The organism is Ammoniphilus sp. CFH 90114 (assembly GCF_004123195.1).
Taxonomy (GTDB): Bacteria; Bacillota; Bacilli; order Aneurinibacillales; family RAOX-1; genus YIM-78166.
This window is the reverse complement of record NZ_SDLI01000003.1, coordinates 473,349-491,273: the sequence shown is the minus strand read 5'-3', so window position 1 is coordinate 491,273 and position 17,925 is coordinate 473,349. Positions and strand designations below refer to the sequence as shown.

16 protein-coding genes are annotated in these 17,925 nt (G+C 43.1%); 5 read left to right on the top strand and 11 right to left on the bottom strand.

The features are described 5' to 3' along the window. Positions 1–73: 73 nt before the first annotated feature. The 3 genes from ggt to EIZ39_RS10055 form a co-directional block, all read right to left on the bottom strand. The gene (gene ggt, locus EIZ39_RS10065) at positions 74–2,161 is read right to left on the bottom strand and encodes a gamma-glutamyltransferase (protein WP_129199812.1); all 2,088 of its coding nucleotides are present in this window, start codon (positions 2,159–2,161) and stop codon (positions 74–76) included. Positions 2,162–2,272: 111 nt separating this feature from the next. Continuing rightward, positions 2,273–2,824: a helix-turn-helix domain-containing protein gene (locus tag EIZ39_RS10060; protein WP_164984998.1), complete on the bottom strand. Its 552-nt coding sequence runs from the start codon at positions 2,822–2,824 to the stop codon at positions 2,273–2,275. A 131-nt stretch (positions 2,825–2,955) separates the two neighbouring features. Then, positions 2,956–3,156, bottom strand: coding sequence for a hypothetical protein (locus tag EIZ39_RS10055; RefSeq protein ID WP_129199810.1), 201 nt, complete (start codon positions 3,154–3,156; stop codon positions 2,956–2,958). A gap of 201 nt (positions 3,157–3,357) precedes the next feature. Here EIZ39_RS10055 and EIZ39_RS10050 point away from each other — a divergent pair, with 201 nt between their 5' ends. The 4 genes from EIZ39_RS10050 to EIZ39_RS10035 all read left to right on the top strand — a co-directional run bounded on the left by EIZ39_RS10050 (position 3,358) and on the right by EIZ39_RS10035 (position 6,343). Next, a complete protein-coding gene (locus EIZ39_RS10050; RefSeq protein WP_129199809.1) occupies positions 3,358–3,798 on the top strand; it encodes a Dps family protein in 441 nt (146 codons plus the stop codon). A gap of 140 nt (positions 3,799–3,938) precedes the next feature. Beyond that, positions 3,939–5,600: a SpoIID/LytB domain-containing protein gene (locus tag EIZ39_RS10045; protein ID WP_129199808.1), complete on the top strand. Its 1,662-nt coding sequence runs from the start codon at positions 3,939–3,941 to the stop codon at positions 5,598–5,600. An 80-nt stretch (positions 5,601–5,680) separates the two neighbouring features. Next, complete coding sequence (locus tag EIZ39_RS10040) at positions 5,681–5,923, top strand: hypothetical protein (RefSeq protein ID WP_129199807.1); 243 nt, start codon at positions 5,681–5,683, stop codon at positions 5,921–5,923. Between the two features lie 183 nt (positions 5,924–6,106). Then, a complete protein-coding gene (locus EIZ39_RS10035) occupies positions 6,107–6,343 on the top strand; it encodes a LexA family protein (protein ID WP_129199806.1) in 237 nt (78 codons plus the stop codon). Between the two features lie 70 nt (positions 6,344–6,413). On the opposite strand, the gene EIZ39_RS10030 is transcribed toward EIZ39_RS10035, so the two are convergent. The 8 genes from EIZ39_RS10030 to EIZ39_RS09995 all read right to left on the bottom strand — a co-directional run bounded on the left by EIZ39_RS10030 (position 6,414) and on the right by EIZ39_RS09995 (position 16,780). Continuing rightward, positions 6,414–8,072, bottom strand: coding sequence for a methyl-accepting chemotaxis protein (locus EIZ39_RS10030; RefSeq protein ID WP_240675757.1), 1,659 nt, complete (start codon positions 8,070–8,072; stop codon positions 6,414–6,416). A gap of 131 nt (positions 8,073–8,203) precedes the next feature. Further along, positions 8,204–9,172: a TAXI family TRAP transporter solute-binding subunit gene (locus EIZ39_RS10025; RefSeq protein ID WP_129199805.1), complete on the bottom strand. Its 969-nt coding sequence runs from the start codon at positions 9,170–9,172 to the stop codon at positions 8,204–8,206. Positions 9,173–9,175: 3 nt separating this feature from the next. After that, a complete protein-coding gene (locus EIZ39_RS10020; protein ID WP_129199804.1) occupies positions 9,176–10,534 on the bottom strand; it encodes a sigma-54-dependent transcriptional regulator in 1,359 nt (452 codons plus the stop codon). After that, positions 10,534–12,438, bottom strand: a complete 1,905-nt coding sequence (locus EIZ39_RS10015; RefSeq protein ID WP_129199803.1) for a transporter substrate-binding domain-containing protein — start codon at positions 12,436–12,438, stop codon at positions 10,534–10,536. Before EIZ39_RS10015 ends, EIZ39_RS10020 begins: the two co-directional genes overlap by 1 nt. A 69-nt stretch (positions 12,439–12,507) precedes the next feature. Continuing rightward, positions 12,508–14,490: a TRAP transporter permease gene (locus tag EIZ39_RS10010; protein WP_129199802.1), complete on the bottom strand. Its 1,983-nt coding sequence runs from the start codon at positions 14,488–14,490 to the stop codon at positions 12,508–12,510. Continuing rightward, positions 14,487–14,963 carry a DUF1850 domain-containing protein gene (locus tag EIZ39_RS10005; protein ID WP_129199801.1) on the bottom strand — a complete coding sequence of 159 codons (477 nt, stop codon included), beginning with the start codon at positions 14,961–14,963 and terminating at the stop codon, positions 14,487–14,489. Before EIZ39_RS10005 ends, EIZ39_RS10010 begins: the two co-directional genes overlap by 4 nt. Continuing rightward, positions 14,950–15,972, bottom strand: coding sequence for a TAXI family TRAP transporter solute-binding subunit (locus EIZ39_RS10000; RefSeq protein ID WP_129199800.1), 1,023 nt, complete (start codon positions 15,970–15,972; stop codon positions 14,950–14,952). The genes EIZ39_RS10005 and EIZ39_RS10000 overlap by 14 nt, the downstream gene beginning before the upstream one ends. Positions 15,973–16,579: 607 nt before the next feature. Continuing rightward, positions 16,580–16,780, bottom strand: a complete 201-nt coding sequence (locus EIZ39_RS09995) for a hypothetical protein (protein WP_129199799.1) — start codon at positions 16,778–16,780, stop codon at positions 16,580–16,582. A gap of 350 nt (positions 16,781–17,130) precedes the next feature. Between EIZ39_RS09995 and EIZ39_RS09990 the strand changes: the two genes are divergently transcribed. Beyond that, the gene (locus EIZ39_RS09990; protein ID WP_129199847.1) at positions 17,131–17,805 is read left to right on the top strand and encodes a TerC family protein; all 675 of its coding nucleotides are present in this window, start codon (positions 17,131–17,133) and stop codon (positions 17,803–17,805) included. Positions 17,806–17,925: the final 120 nt, after the last annotated feature.

Here is a 17,925-nt window from a genome sequence, read left to right as displayed (position 1 = left end):
AGTGTCCAAACTTAGGGGGCTAAGCCGATTTTTTATGGTGAGAAGCCCTGCTAGGGCTTCTCACCTATCATCTCTAATTTGTGATCTTGAATTTATCCTCGCTATAATGATTCACACTACCGCTAGAAGAAGCTACTTCCTTTTCCAGAAGTACGGCGCGCTCTTCGTCATTCCAGGATACCTTGTAACCTAATGATTCTGCCAATGCTCTTATCGGTAGATAGTTTTTCCCGTTATGAGTAAGCTCTGTTAAAGTGACATCCTTGCCATCCACACCTAACCCAAGCAACAGCTTGTCAGCCTCAACATAGCTTGTTCCATCTTGAATCAAGATTTGTGATGCGGTGAATGGATAAGCTAATTTATTAACCTTGAGGGTAAAGGTGCCTTTGCCCTCTGATTCTTTGGCTTGTGGCTTCTCCATAATAATACGAACAGCATCTACCCCAAGAACAGTACCTTCACGCGTATTATCCGCTCCTCCGTACATTTTTCCTGTTTCATAATCAAACATAACGGCTTGGACGTTTCCGATATTCTGTGGCGCTTCTTCAAACTGATGTCCTTTAGCTAGAAGTTCTAGAATGACATCTTGACTGATACCAGACTCCCAACGAACAGTAGGGTAGTTACTAGAGTAAATTCTTGGAGTCAGAATTGCTTCTTGAATGGGTAGATCATGATCAATGACGTTCATAATCGTTTGTGCGACGGATGTAATGATCGTTGGACCACCTGGGGATCCAACAGCCATGAAAGGTTGACCATCCTTCAAGACAAGAGTCGGAGTCATACTGCTTCGTGGACGCTTCCCTGGTTCTACTTGATTAACTCCACCAGGCGTTGCATCGAAGTCAGTCATTTCATTATTCAGCATGAGGCCATAACCCGGTACCATAATACCAGAACCAAACACAGCTTCAATTGTTGTGGTATAAGAAACTAGATTTCCCCACTTATCCATAACGGAGAAATGCGTCGTTTGACCAGTTGGGTTCTCTTCCTTTATGGTAGCAAAAGCAGGCTTTCCTTTATCCTCGAACGCCCAAGGATCTCCTTCCTTAACATCAGGATTCGCCTGTGCTGGGTTGATGAGTTCTCTTCTTTGATCAATATACGTCTTATTAATTAATCCCTTTTTCGGAACCGGATAGAAATCTTCATCAGCCATGTAAGCAGCACGATCGGCATAAGCCAAGTGCATAGATTCAATCAATCGGTGTAAGTAATCAGCAGAATTCACACCCATCTTCTTTACATCGTAGCCTTCCATTAACTGTAGAATCTGCAGGACAGTCAAACCACCGGAACTTGGAGGAGACATGGAAGCCACTTGATATCCACGATAATCCCCGATAACCGGCTCTCTTTCTTTGACCACATAATTATTTAAGTCTTCCATCGTCATCGTTCCGCCGCGCTTTTGAACTTCGGCGACTAAAGCTTCCCCGATTTCACCCTTATAGAAGACATCGGTTCCTTTTTCCTGAATGAGTTTAAGCGTCTTGGCTAATTCTGGCTGTACTAAGAAGTCGCCTTCCTTCTTCGTTACCCCATTAGGGATATACACATTGGCTGCCGTCTCGTATTGCTTTAGTTTATCAACATTCTCGTCTATGTACTGAGCCATGGACCAGTTTACCGTTATTCCTTTTTCCGCTTGCTCAATGGCTGGTTCGATTACTTCAGACAGCTTCATCGTTCCATATTTCTCTAAAGCTGTCTCTACACCCTTAAGTGTACCTGGTACTCCAACTGCTTTCCCGCTTGTATGACGTTCAAACCATGGAGTAGGTTTTCCATTTTCGTCTAAGAATAGTTCAGGAGTAACATTCTTCGGGGCCATCTCCCGGCTATCAAGGATCTTAATTTTGTTTTCGTCCTTTAAATAAACCATGAGAAAACCACCGCCACCGATTCCTGACATCATCGGCTCAACCACATTCAGCGAGAGTTGAATAGCTGCTGCGGCATCGACAGCATTACCACCTTTTTCTAACATCTTCATGCCTGCCTCTGCAGCCAGTGGGTGAGCAACAGCGACAATCCCCTCTGTGGCCGCTTCCATAGATGGGTCTACTCCAGGCACACTTGCCATAGCTGGTGTCACCAGAGAGAAGAAGGTGAAGCTAGCTGCGACCAAGCTCTTTAACTTTTTCATGTATATTCCTCCTCTTTCTTTCCCTGGCAATATATTACTGCAAATATACCCTTAGGACAAGCATATTATTTGAATTTAATAAATTTTTACTAAATTCAACATTATTCTACATTACCCCCTATATTTCGCAAAAAAATCTTGCAGTGCCACCTGCAAAAGATCCGATTTGTTCAATCTTTCTTGAGTCGCAAACCGATCAAATTCTTCTATTATATCAATTGGAATGACGAAAGTTTTCTTTTCCTTTTGATGGCTTTCATAATGAGGTAGGTTCTTCACTTGTTTATATAGACTCCGATCCCCCTGATCTTCAGGCGATCTTCCTCTCCACTCCTCGAGCATGAACCTCACATCTTGCAACTCGTCAGGTGACAGGCACTCATGTGATAATTCGATAGGAATCTCAGGTGCGTACGGAACAACCGGAGTAATATTGTGATTACCATAGATTACATTTGCTGTATTTAGATCTTCTGTTATCGTCAGCGTGACAGGTTCTTCTCCTGCCCCTCTCCATAACCATTGCTTCTTATCTTTATCATATTGATAACCTAAGTGATTTAAACGCCTAGAGATCGTTCTCCTATGTATACCTAACCTATCGCAAATCGTTGTCATAGACTCCCCGCCGGCTAACTTCTGAAACAACTCCCCAATCAACAATAAAATCCCCTCCTTATTTATATTGTAATACATAATAATATCTAGATTACCATATATTACTTTCCTTTTCATGCTCCGCCCCAAAATAAAAGAAGCCGCAGGTTCCTCTCCCCTACCGCTTCTTGCTAATATTATTCTCCATCTTCATCAATTGGCTCACCAATCAGCTTCGCTGTGTAAATCTCTGCTTGGTCATTATACGCCATAAAAGTTCCAACCATATTTCCATTGTCATCTTCAATTCGAATATTTTCCCCTTCAACCCAAAGATGGTATTGATCACACAAGCTCGTTAAATCCTTCATAAAGTCACGCAAGCTATCGCTCGACATCTTCCATGCCTCCTTTTATTGAACACGTAACAACATTCCTTAGTATAGAATCTCAAAAACCGGGGGCTCTTATCCACAGTAAAACCCCATATTTCAACAAAAATTTTCACGTCACAAATTTGTTACAATTTCTTGTTTGTAATCATTCCATGTATATGGTATAATTATCCTAAAAAATAAAATAATTCGGGAGGTCTTCTTATGAACCAACCTTTAACTCAAGTCCTCAACAAGCAAATTGCAAACTGGAGCGTGCTATACATCAAGTTACATAATTACCATTGGTATGTGAAAGGACCTCAATTCTTCACTCTACATGCTAAGTTTGAAGAATTCTATACAGAAGCATCCCTACATATTGATGAGCTAGCAGAACGTCTACTCGCTTTAGGTGGACAACCGGTAGCCACAATGAAAAATATTCTGGCTCTTTCCTCTGTTCAAGAAGCGTCCGGTGAGGAAACAGCCGAGAAAATGGTAGAATCCATCATCGAAGACTTTACTCAATTACTTGGTGAACTTAAAGAAGGAATGGGTATTGCAGATGAAGAGAATGATGAAACAACAGGGGATATGCTTCTTGCTATCTTCTCTAGCCTAGAGAAGCATGTATGGATGTTGCGTGCTTTCTCCGGTAAATAAGGAAGCGTAGATCCCTACCGAAGGTATACTTAACCGTTGCCTTCGTTTTTTTTTATCCTTTTTGTCCTAATTCCAAGGAACATCTATCCATTTTTCGAGTCTAATTAAATAGGAGATTAATAGAAAAAGGAGGACATCATGTGCTTACTAAAGACTACCTCGCGAAAGCAGGAAAATGGGGCTGCGTTTTTCTACTATCGGTATCCCTGCTCTTTCCGGCCGCTACCTATGCCAACTCTGCCAACCCTGACCAGGCCATCTCCGTGAAGCTCGTGAATTTTATCGGAAATCCCAATCGGCTAACCTTGGAGTTAAGTGGTGAATATTTCCTTTCAGGTGCATCTTTATCACTATCGCAAGGGGTGTATGAATTACGTGTTGAGAACAATGCCATCTCCCTCTACCACAATGGACAAGCTCTCTCCACTGGTCAACCCCATTTGAGCCTGCAGCCTAGCTCAAATGAACAAATCCTGAAACTTGGGCACCGCTCTTACCTCGGTACCATGAATTTTACCTTAGAGAACGGAACGACCATCCGTCCTGTCAATACCCTCTCCATTGAAAACTATGTAAAAGGGGTTATTCCCAATGAAATGCCTGCCTCTTGGAACATTGAAGCACAGAAGGCTCAAGCCATCGCCATTCGAACTTACGCCATGCGCCGTCAACATCAGGTGATTGATGATACCACGAACTTTCAAGTCTATGGCGGTCACCATAACTATGTCACGAGTATTCGTGCCGTAGACGAAACGCGAGGACAAGTATTGAATTATCAAGGTGAACTTGTTGAAGCTGTCTATTCCTCGAGTAATGGCGGGAAAACAGAAGCAAGCGGAAGCCTCTGGAAACCCGTTGAATACTTGTTAGCGCAAGTTGATCCTTATGATCCGAAGAACCCTTGGACCATTAAGCTTTCTAAACAACAGATAGATCTTTCACAGCTCGATCTGTCGCTCTCTCAATTATGGTGGACCACCACAAGAGAACAAGATTTCACCCTGATGAGCCATATTAAAGTCTGGCTGCAACAAAACGGATGGGCGGGCAAGGATATCAAGATTTACTCCATCCCGACATTGGAATGGGCCAACGTAAAAACAGGTGGCGACAGAGAAACGATGGCTATGATCAGCATTGACTTTCTTACACGAGATAGTCTAGGGAATATCGAGGTGGCTAAATTTGAACGCTCTAACCTTCCTCTAGCTGAGCTTCGAAAGATGCTTGGCGGAAACCAAGTGATGAAAAGCTTTTATGTCGATCCCATCATCGATCACGGAGATGCCTTCACTGTTCAAGGAAAAGGATTTGGACACGGGGTAGGAATGAGCCAATATGGGGCTAAGTCTATGGCTGATCAGGGACTGAAGGTGGAAAGGATTATTAGCTTTTATTATCCCGGTACCACCTTATCGCAAGCCAATATTGTCCCAGTGACAACCGTAGCGGCAGCTTCCCTGTCTACCGTATCGACGCAAACAACATCACATAAGGCAGTTCCCTTGGCAGCTATGACAGCCCCAGCCCTGTCAGCTAAACCCTTGGGAGTGAAGCCAGAAGAAAAACCAAAGCCTGTCGTCGTCTCTCGTTCGTCCACTCCAACCGTTCAAGGAAAAATCCATTCCACCGTTGTTGTTGGCGTTCGGACAACCCCGTCCTTCCAAGCCAAACCCCATTCGACGGTGAAGAACGGCCAAGCTATTCAAGTAATTGGTAAACAAAATCGTTGGATTCAAATTCGAGCAGGAAACATTACGGGCTTTGTTCCAGACAATTACGTACAAATCTCAAAATGATCGAGTGTGACGTACGTCACACCATCTCTGACCCTACCCTGCTAAGATAAGAGTATCAAAAATCATGAGGAGTGAATCGGATGACACTCGTAAACGTAACGGAAGCTTTTTTACAGTGTGAACACCCATTTTACAAAGAAGTTGAAATTGATAATTCGGAAGTAAATTGTGTAGTGTACAGCTCTGTTACGTCTTATCAGACAACAATACAACTTCCCGTTGTGAATTTCGAAGCTGCTATGCATAACCTTTCGCTCCAGCTCATCCGATTACGCTCTCATGAACTGTGGAATCAGCAACAGAATATTGAGCAACAAATGTAAAAAGGGACGTATGGAGCCTTGGGGGAGGTTTCTAACGTTTATATAAGGAATGCATGAAAGGGGCAGATATTTCTGCCTCTTTTCGCATTTTTATACGTAACAAATTCAAATCTACACAGTGGTCAATTTTTATGATAAAATTCATATAATAGGCAATAACCCATTATATCTGAAGGATCGGTGATGAAGAGTTTGAGTCTGTCTAAAGGCGAAATAAAACGCCAAAAAATACTGGGAGCCGTTGTCAGTTTTGTCCAGACGAATGAGGGCTCACCTACCGTTCAGAATATTATGGAAATTACAGGGATTCGTTCTTTCAACACAGTCTCTCGTCATTTGAAGACATTGCAGCAAGAAGGTTTCCTTGAATGGGAACCAGGCGCGAACGGGAGAATTACAGTTCTAGATAACATTCAATAGACCAATAGGTGCAAGCCTCACAATAAGCGGAGATTCTCCGCTTATTTTCATTAGAGGCCTGTTATCCTCTTTATATTTTAAATCGGTTGACTTGCTCCTGAAGCTGCTGAGCCATCTGAGCTAACATATCAGAAGCTGTATTAATCTCTTGCATCGTTGCCGTTTGTTGTTCTGAAGCGGCCGCCATTTCTTCTGTATCCGCAGAAGCCACTTCCGCTAACTGGGCAATGAGTTCCCCTGCTGTCACTACATCTTCTGAACCCATGGCAATGTCTTCTGCGTGGTGGGTTACTTCTTCAATTTGCAGTTTGACGTCATCTATAGCATGAATGATCTGTCCGAAGGAGCGAGTGGCTTCCTCTACTACTTCTTTTCCTTTACCTACTGCTAGACTGCTTTCCCCCATCGACCCAACCGCTTGAATAATTTCGTAATTGATATGAGAGAGCAGACTTGAGATCTCTTCAGCCGAAACCTTGGACTGTTCGGCAAGTTTGCGAACCTCCTGAGCTACTACAGCAAACCCTCGTCCATGTTCCCCAGCCCGTGCGGCTTCAATCGCAGCATTAAGGGACAACAAATTGGTTTGCTGACTTATCTCATGAATGGTGTTGACGATACCGCTGATCACAGAGGATTGCTCACCTAGCTCACGAATCACTTGCTCCGTTCTCTTCACCTTTTCTGATATACTGACCATCTGCTCTACCACTTGCTTAAGATTAGCTTCTCCAACATGAGCATGCTGGGTTGCAACCTCGGAATCGCGATTCACTTTCAACACATTTTCCGTGATGCGTTTTACTTTATGATTCATTGAATTAATTTTCCCAATCGTGGATTGAACACTGTCTACTTGGCTCTCCGATCCCCTCGCAATCTCTTGGGAGGCGACAGCAATTTGCTCTGTGGCTTTCGCACTCTCATGTGCACTCGCCGTCAACTCTTCTGAAGAAGCTGCTACTTGTTCAGATACTTCGTGTACTTCTCGAAGCATTGTACGGAAGTGTCCCATCATGCGGTTAAACATTTCCGAGAGGGCCCCTATTTCATCCTTACATTTCGGCTTAACTTGAACCGTTAAGTCTCCTTCTTCTGCTTTTTTCATCGCCTGAACCAATTGAGACATCGGTCGAACAATCTGTTGAACGACAACAAAACCGACAGCCAAGGCCAGTACAGCACCTAGAACACTGATAATTTGTAAGTTTCGCTTAATTTTGGTTACAGGAGTCATTAGATCTTTTAGATAGCTTCCGATTACAATGGTATGCCCATTCGATAAGGACTGGAATGCAGCAACCTTCGTTTCCCCCTGCCAATCGTATTCCACATATCCTACTTTCTCCTTAAGGATCTGTTGCATAAACTTCTCTTGGGACAGATTTTGGCCTCTCGTCTGAGGATCAGGGTGAATAAGGATCTTTCCTTCTGCATCCACAAGGTAGGCGTAGCCTTTCATCCCTTGAGGTTGGTAGTACCTTTCTTGAACCTCGTGAACAATTGGCTCCACCTTATCGAGTGACGACGAAGTAACTAAAGAACCGTTGATTTCTTGAGCTTTTATATGAGTCATATACTTCAAGTCCTCAACGGTTAGCTGATAAACGGCTTGGTAAGCATTCACATAGGTAAGATAGCCAACGGCTAAAACCGGAATCAAGGTGATAATCAAGACAGTCGAAATAAGCTTTACCATAATTGGTTGGTTATTTATCCATTTGTACATTCCACTTCCTCCTATCCACTTAGAAATAATATTTCTATTGTAATAGGAAAAAGTACCCAGTTGTGTGAAATTTATCACACATGAAAAAAACGCTCCCTTAACGGGAACGTCATACCTCTCCTATTTCTTTTCTATGGTTTTTTCGTAAGCTGCTTTTCCTTATAATATTTAACTGCTCCTGAATGATAAGGAACGGCCATATACGTCCATGCGGTCTGTAATTCAATTTCCTTCGCAGCATCATGATGCTGGGCTAACTCTTCTAAGTGTTCAAACATAGCCCTTGTTAATTGATACACTCTCTCCTCGGATAGATCATTTCGCACTAGCATGAGGTTTTGAATAGCCACTGTAGGAATGGCTTTTCCATTCATATAGGTTCCAACCGGTATTTCGGACAGTTTAAAGAACGGAAACGTCTCTGCAAGTGCTCTTGCCTCTTCAACAGGAATAGGTACAATCCGTACATTATGAGTTTTCATCAGCTCAATAACGGAGGGGTTAGGCAATCCTGACGTCACGAAGGCTGCATCAATGGTGCGTTGGCGTAGTTGGTCGATGGCTTCCGCATAAGATAAATAATAAGGTTCTATATCTTTATAGCTGATGCCGTGTCCTTGCAGAAGTAACCTTGAATTGGCCTCTACTCCGCTGTTAGGTGCCCCTACTCCAACTTTCCTTCCTTTTAAATCACGAATGGACTGAATCGGGCTATCGATTAATGTTACCACTTGGACATAGTTCGGGTAGAGAGCAGCCATAGCCCGTAACTCAACGAAGGGTCCTTCTGTTCGGAAGGGATCCTCTCCCATGTAGGCAAACGAAGCCACATCAGCCATACCAAAAGCAAGTTCCACCTTATTATCCATTAGGAGTTGAATATTCTCAACCGTACCATCGGTGGAACGTACGGAGGTTGGCTGACCGAAATTGGATTCGTAAATATTCATTAAACCCGTACCAATCGTATAGTAAGGTCCATGAGGTCCGCCCGTCGCAATTGAAATGATTTCTTCTTGTTTAGAAGGGATACTCGGCTGATCTTGAGAACAGGATGTCAGCCATAACGAACAAAGCAGAAAAAACAACCATTTTCTCATTGATTAATCCGCTCCATCCTCTTCTTTGTATTTTTTCAATTTATCGCGCAGTCCTCTTTCGCTAATGCCAAGTTGGTCGGCCGTCCGTTTCCGATGATCTAAACATTGCTCTAAGGTATATAGGATATATCTTTTCTCCACTTCTTCTAGCAATAACCCCGATGGGAAGAAAATCCCTTCTAACGCCTCTTCTCCATTTGCCCCTTTTCTCTCGTTTCTTCCCACACCGAACTGCGCGGGAAGATCCTTCGCATCCAACATCTCTCTATCTGCTAAGGCTACAGCATACTCTAGAATATTGGAGAGTTCTCTAACATTCCCTGGATAAGAGTACCGATAAAGCAAGTCCTTCGCTTGATGAGATAAAGTTAAGCTCTTGCGATTCATTCTTAGCGCATACATCTCTAAGAAATGCTCAATCATCAGCGGAATATCCTCCGCCCGTTCTCGGAGTGGCGGCAGGCTGACCGGAATGACATTGAGTCGGTAATACAAGTCCTCCCTGAAGTTACCCTTTTGCACTTCCTCGTAGAGATCTCTATTCGTAGCCGATATAATCCGCACGTCCACTTCCTTTCTCTGTGCTGATCCTAACGGAGTAATCTCCCTCTCCTGAATTACTCGCAAAATTTTAGCCTGCAGATTTAACGGCATTTCCCCAATTTCATCCAGAAAGATCGTACCTTGATGAGATTGTTCGAACAATCCTGCTTTCCGTGTGGAAGCTCCGGTAAAAGCTCCCTTCTCATACCCAAACAACTCACTCTCCAGAAGGTTCTCAGGGATAGCCGCGCAATTGATAACGGAAAAAGGACGCTCTTTCCTCGCTCCATGATAGTGAATCGCCTTCGCCACTAATTCCTTGCCTGTCCCACTTTCTCCCATGACTAATACGTTAGAATCGATGTCCTTTACCTTACGTATCAACTCAAAGAGATTCTGCATTTTAGGGCTCTGTCCGATGATTCCGGCATATCCTACTTGAGGATGGACCACGGAATTTAAGCGTCGAAACTGTAACCCTTTTTCAATCAGGAGCTTTAGTTCTTCGAGGTTCAGTGGTTTCGATAAATATTGATAAGCTCCCTCTTTCATTGCTCGTACGGAGGTTTCGATGTTGCCATAGGCTGTCATCATAATGATGACGACATCCCTTCGAATTTCCTTTAGCTTTGGTATTAATTCAAGCCCATTATCATTTCCTATTCTTAGGTCGAGCAGTACCCCATCAATCGATTGCTCCTTCATGATGGCAAGGCCATCTTCCGCCTCCGTCGCCGTAAAAACCTCGTAATCATCCTCAAGTGCGAATCGTACAGAAGAGCAAATCGCCTGTTCATCATCTATGACAAGAATCTTCATTATGATCGCCCCTCCCTTGGAAATTTTAATGTGATTGTTGTTCCCTCTCCTTCTTGGGACATCACTTCAATTTCACCACCATGCTCTACCATGATATTGTAGCTGATATACAGACCTAACCCCACACCATTTCCTTTTGTCGTAAAAAAGGGCTGAAACATGTTATCAATCTGGATTTTTGTCATCCCTTTACCCGTATCTGCAACTTTTAAGTAGCTGTATTCTTCATCTTCACGCGATGTGATGGTGATCTTCTTGGTTGGCTGATCCTCTAGAGCATCGATAGCATTAGAGATGAGGTTAATCAGCACTTGCCTCACACGCTGACGATCTCCAAACACGGTCGAGGCCTCTTCAAAATGGATCTCAAAATTAATTTCATGCTCCGTACTAATCTTGAAAGAACGAATGATAGATGAAAGGAGCTCGTTCCATTCCACCGATTCCTTCACCGGCTCTTTTTTTCTTGTATAGTCGAGTAGTTCCTCTACGAGATGATTTAACCGGTTCATCTCGGCGGGCACATGCTTAATGAGCTCTTCACGGAAACGTGGATCCTCCACTTTCTTGGGCAAAACATCGATAAACATCTTCATTGATGTCAGCGGATTACGGAGCTCATGCGCAATTCCCGCTACTAATTGCCCTAGTGCTCGCAGCTTTTCTTGTATCCTTAGCTTCTCCTGAAGCTGAATTTGTTCCGTTCGGTCCTGCAAACTAATAATCCAGCCACCCGAGCCATCTTCCAGTAGAGCCACGTAGTAATAAATATATTGCGTACCGGAGGAATTCCCCCAGACCAATTCACCACTCTGACCCTGCCCAGGTTGAGTCTTGTCCAAGACTAGAGAAAGATCACAAAGCTGAGGGGACGAATCGAGTGGCAAGTCCTTGATGTTAGGGTTGGTTCCTAGTATCTCGGAAGCCCGGCGATTCATTAGGGTAATCTTGCGGTCTTTGTCACACGTGAGAATACCATTATCCACTCTCTCCAATACTTCACGTTGAAAAGTCAGATAGTGAGTGAGGACCCTTGTTTGCTTGTCCACTTCTCTCTTCAGTCGCTTATTCCAAATTGTAATTAATGAGATGATTATGATGGCGATCATCGAGATCCAGGCAAGCAGCCAGGCTGTTCGCTGCCACCAGATAGCTTGCTGGTTATAAGGCTCAAACCAATAGTTATAAATCGTTCGATACTCCTTGGTTTGTCTTATTTTCTGCAGACTTTGATTGATGGCAGTCAGAAGCTCCAGATTTCCTTCCCGAACCGCGAATGAATACTCGGAAGGCTGAATGAAGCTGAGTCGGATATCATAGTCTTCAACCACTTGATTCTGTTCAAGCAGATATTGAGCTGTCCACCGATTTCCAATAAAAGCATCTGCCCGTTCGAGGAAAAGCATACGCATAGCATGAGGCTCACTTGAAGTTACATTCATCTTGACCTGCCTTACATTATCCAGCATCTCTCTTGCCGCTGTTCCTCGCTGCACAGCCACGACTCTTCCCTTGAGATCCGTGATATCATAGATCGTTTTATCTTCTTTAGGTACGATAAGGGCTTCTGACATGGTAAAAATAGACTCAGAAAAGTCAAACATCTGTTCATAGGAGCCACGATATTTCATACCTAAGATCACATCTACATACCCTTGTTGCAGCTGAGGCAAAAATTGTTCTGCATGAAGGGGAATAAACTCCAGTTCCCACCCAGAATTCCGGGCAATTCGATACATTAAATCAGCATTATAGCCTGCTGGGCTTCCATCCTCACTAATAAAGGAAAACGGAGGCAAATTTGGGTCAAACCCTACCTTTACCTTTTTCCACTCTTCTCCATACCCTTTCTCCGTGAATAACATGAGGAGGAATAAGGCAAGGAGGAAAAACCGCTTTCTCATTTCGACCCCCTATGGATAAAAGGGAATTATCTTGCTCATGAACATCACAGCAAGACAATTCCCCTTTGATTATGCTTCTATTGTATTCTCTTTTCTTCTAGAGAACAACTGGCCACCTATAACCGTAAGTACAATCACTAATCCAAGAATATCCGTTATCGTTTCTGGTACGATCATCATCAAAGCTCCCGCTCCGAGGATCAATCGACTGATCATGTTAAGGTTCTTCGCGAAGTAACCTTCAACCGCTGCACTCAAGGCTATAACACCGACAACTGAAGTAAAGGTTACCATGATAATATCAATCACTGGGGGCATAGGGAATTCTTTTGCATTCGCTGCAAGCCCAGTAGGATCAATCATCAACATGGTCGGGTTGTAGACAAACAAGTACGGTACGATAAACCCGGCAATCGCCAGTTTCAAAGACTGGAATCCAGTCTTCATTGGGTCCCCACCAGCAATACCCGCTCCTGCAAAGGCAGCAAGGGCAACTGGAGGCGTGATGTTAGCGAAGATTCCGAAGTAGAATACAAACATATGGGCTACTAATACTGGAATTCCGAAATCAGCAAGGGCCGGCGCTGCCATCGTAGCCGTAATAATATAACATGGAATAGATGGTAAACCCATACCCAAAATCATGGACGCAATCATCGTAAAGAATAGCGTCAAGAAAAGTGATCCTTGTCCTAAGTCCATAATGGAAGAGGTCATAACATTACCAAAGCTTGTTAGGTTTACGACTCCAATAACAACTCCAACTACAGCACAGGCAATCATGGTGGATAATGATCCCTTAGCACCCTCTTCTAAGGCTTGCAAGATATCCTTAACCGTCATTCTCGTTTCTTTACGCAGCATACTCACAAGTATAGTAATACCGATTGTATAAAAAGCTGCGTATCCAATAGGCATGCTGATATACAAGAAGTAAACAAGAGCTACAATTGGCAATAACAAGTGCCCACGCTCTTTTAATACTTGTTTGATTTGGGGTAATCGATCTTTTTCTACCCCTTTTAAGTCTTCCTTCCCTGCACGGAAGTGGACCTGAGCTATAACACCTAAGTAATAAAGCAGAGCAGGCAATAGGGCAGCTAAGGCAATCGTACCGTAGCTTACGCCTGTAGTTTCCGCCATAATAAAGGCACTTGCTCCCATGATTGGAGGAAGAATTTGACCACCAACCGATGCACTTGCTTCTACCGCACCAGCAAACTCTTTACGATAGCCGATTTTCTTCATAAGCGGGATGGTGAAGGCTCCTGTTCCAACCACATTGGCCACAGCCGCTCCATTAATACTTCCCATAAATCCACTAGAGATAACGGCAACCTTAGCAGGTCCTCCTTGCTTATGGCCCGCTAAGGCTAAGGCTAAGTCATTAAAGAGCTGGCCCATTCCTGACTTCGCTAAGAAAGATCCAAACAAGATGAATAGGAAGATAAAGTTCACAGACGCTCCGATCGTAGAGGAGAACAGACCGTCTGTTTTTAAGTACAGCTGTCCGAATATATCACCCAAGTCATATGGACGCGTCAACAATTTATCTGGCATAAATTCAAGATGACTGATAAATGGATAAGCTAAGAAAATCAAGGCGAGGATAGGAAGAATTAGTCCGGTAATCCTTCTTGATCCTTCTATAACAAGTACGACCGTTAATATCGCAAAAACGATGTCGAGTGTGGTAGGAACACCACCTCTTGTGGTCATAATGTCCTGATATTCTACAAGGATATATCCCGTTGATGCTAGGGACAGGAAGAACATCAACCAATCAAGCGGGGAAATTCGATCACGTGTGGATTTCTTGCCCGCAGGATAGATTAGAAAGATCAAGGCTACCCCTAATCCTACGTGAATGGCCCTTTGTTTAAGCTCCGGCATCGGAAAATAGGTATTGTATAAATGGAATAAAGAATAAATAATAGCCAATCCAGATACAAACAAGGCTAATTTGTTGTTCGTGAGTGTACGAACAACGGATTCACGGTCAAACTTTTCTAGTATTTCTTGTGAGTTAACTTCATTGTGTTCCTTGTTCATGATAATCCCTCCCTTTTAAGAAGATATATAGCATATTGATAGACTGGAAGGCTCACGGGCTTAATAACGACTTCGTTATAAGGCTCCACGATCTCGTAAAGCAATAAATCATGATTGTTTAGGTGCATCGTTGATTTTACTCTGGGAGATACGACAAGACGCAACTCATCCATCTTCCGATTAATCTCAACCTCAACATACCCATCCTCTGTTAATGATGATTTTCCAGATGAAGGAACACCAGCACCATACGTTTTAAATTGAGTTTTCGTAAGCAGAATCTGATTTCCTCTTCTTTCATAGAACTCTAGCCACTCTTCCTTTTCTACAGAATGAATCCATCCTATCGAAAAGGCTTCATCACTTAAGTAGATGATGTTCTCCTGAAAGCTAACCTCCGTCTTATGATGAGGAAAGAAGAAAAGAAGGGACAAAATGAGAATTGCCCCTATTCCTAGCTTACTTCTTTTCATTATAGAACTTCTCTGCACCTGGGTGTAAAGGTGCTACTAGACCCTTTTGAGCTGCTTCTAAAGAGATATCCTTCGCAGCTTGGTGAGCATTAGCTAAAGAATCTAAGTTTTCAAAGAAAGTCTTCGTCATCTTGTAAACATCATCTTCACTTAGGTCCGTACGTACAACAAGCGCGTTCATGATAGCCGCAGTTGGAATGTCTGCATCATTCTTATAAGTTCCAGCAGGTATTGTACCTGTTACGAAGTAGTTCTTTGTCTTCGCTAACTCTTCAATTGCAGCACCTTCGATTGGTACGATCTTAAGATCGAAGCTTTGTGCTAATTCCATCAAAGAAGCGTTCGGAATACCACTTGTTAAGAAAGCCGCGTCAATCTTACCTGCTTTCATACCATCAGCCGCTTCAGCATATCCAAGGTAATCTACTTGAATATCGTTGTACGTAATTCCATGAGCTTCTAGTAGATTACGGGCACTTACTTCAACCCCAGAGTTTTGCGCCCCAACAGCGATTCTCTTTCCTTTAAGATCTTCGAACTTTTCGATTCCTGTGCTTCCGGAAGTTACAACTTGTACATAGTTAGGATATAGAGCAGCGATTTGCTGAACATTTTCAACCTTCTCTGTAAAGCTTCCTTCTCCGTTAACCGCATCACTTAATACGTCACTCATAACGAAAGCCATTTCAACCTTTTCTTGCTTCATTAAATTGATATTTTCTACGGATGCACCAGTAGTTTGAGTCTTAGAGTTTACTCCATAAGTCTTGGAATAGATATCAGTTAAAGATGTTGCAATAATGTTATATGGACCGGAAGCTCCACCTGTGGCCACCGTAGCGAATTTCGTTTCTAACTTGTCAGATTCAGCTTCTTTTGCTTCAGCCGGTTGCTCTTGACCTGCTGGTGCACTGCTAGGAGCCGGAGTCTCTGTAGTTCCTCCACAAGCAGTAAGAACAGTACCTAGTAAAAATACAGTAGATAGCCCTGCAATTAATGGTTTTCTCATTTTGAAATCCCCCTTGTGTATGTTGTAAGCGTTTGTATTTCTCGACTAATATATAAAGCAAAAAGCGTGCCAAACACAGAAATGCGAACCCTAGCAGATTTCCTAACAGCAATCCGGCAGTTTTTGCCGTCATCCTGCAATTTATGCCGGAGAAAAGTGCCGATTTTGGTTTTGGGGTTGGTGTCTTTCTGTACACATATCAGTTGACAACGATTATCAATATTGGTATACTGTATACCATAAGGAATGAAACGAAAACAACACCCTAAGGAGGAATGACCTATGTTTAACATTTTATTCGGTAAAGGTGCAGAGAAACTAGCGGAGACAAAAGCAAAGCATCTTAATCATGCCATGAACTACACTAAGAATCATAAGAAGTAACAGGAGGTCTTGCTTGAGGAGTCGAGACGGGGACAGATAACCGGAGTTTTTCCGGTTATCTTGCGTTCAGGCCTAAAAACCGCCTTAATTAGGGGAGTTTTTTCCGCTATTACTCACGTAACACCAAATTTGACCCCGTTTTGAGTAATTAGAAGGAAATTGTTCCGTTATTCCTGGCCCAAAAGTCCTTGTTTCAGAAATAGGCGGAATTTCTCCCGTTACCCTACTCTTTCTCTTTGCTAGAGTTGATCTCAAGGATTCGATCAAGCTTATATAGCAACTCCTGATCCAATTCTTGTTTCCTCTTCATAAACCTGATAGCTGAGATAAGAAAGTATATTGCAAATGCATAAAGGACTATCGTTAGCAGAGGTATTCCCAGAGCAAAGACGCTAAACAACCCCGTATTTAAGTGACCCATCATAATCTCCCCTCCTTTTCCCTCCCATTTTAAACCATATTACCCTTTTTTTCATTCCCACTTTCCCGGAAAATAACAAAATTAAATATTCAGTTTATTTTATATCTTGACATTTATCTAGCTAGTAGTTAGTATAATGAGTAATATCAGTGGAACAAAGGGGAGTAGCTGTCAGGGCAACCTGAAACAAAGTCGTCAATTCGTGGATATTATTTCCTCCGGCTTTGTTGGTACATCATTTTGTACTTAGCAAGACCTTTGCCTTATGGCAAGGGTCTTTTCTTTTTGCCATAAGGGCCACCCAATATTACATAAGGAGAGGATCCGTTTTGTTTTTTGAACCTGAGTTTTGGATGGCCTTATTAACCATTATCGCCATTGACCTAGTTTTAGCAGGAGATAACGCCGTAGTTATTGCCCTTGCGAGCCGGAATCTGCCCCTTGAGCAGCGTAACAAAGCTATTTTATGGGGAACTTTTGGAGCCGTCATTATCCGTATCATTTTAACACTCGTAGCGGTTTGGTTAATGAAGGTTCCGCTCCTTCAGGCCATTGGTGGGCTATTGCTTATCTATGTCGCTATTAAACTCATGAAGAATGAAGAGGAAACGGAAGGTATTGTAGCTGGAATGACCCTAAGACAGGCCGTTCAGACCATTATTGTCGCCGACCTCATCATGGGACTTGACAATGTCTTGGCTATTGCAGGAGCGGCGCACGGGAATATGGTGCTAGTCGTCCTTGGGTTAGCCATTAGTGTCCCGATCGTCGTTTGGGGAAGTAAATGGATTTCTTCTTTGATGAATCGCTTCCCAATTATCGTTACCGTTGGGGCTGGTATTCTGGCCTATACCGCAGGAACCATGGTCATGCACGATAAGCTGGTTAACTCCTACATTACGTTCCCAGGTGCATCTTGGATCGTACCGATCGTTACGGTGGTCTTGGTTATTAGCATTGGGACCTTGCTGAACAAGAAGGCAAAGACTACAATCCAACACGACCAAAACAATCCAAAGGCTGTATAAAGGAAAAAAGAAGCTGCATCTAGGGATCTCGTCTCCCTTCATGCAGCTTCTTTCTTATGGTCTAAATTTTATCCCTTCCTGCAGGCAGGACTATAGTTACATCCTCTTCTTGATAGCACA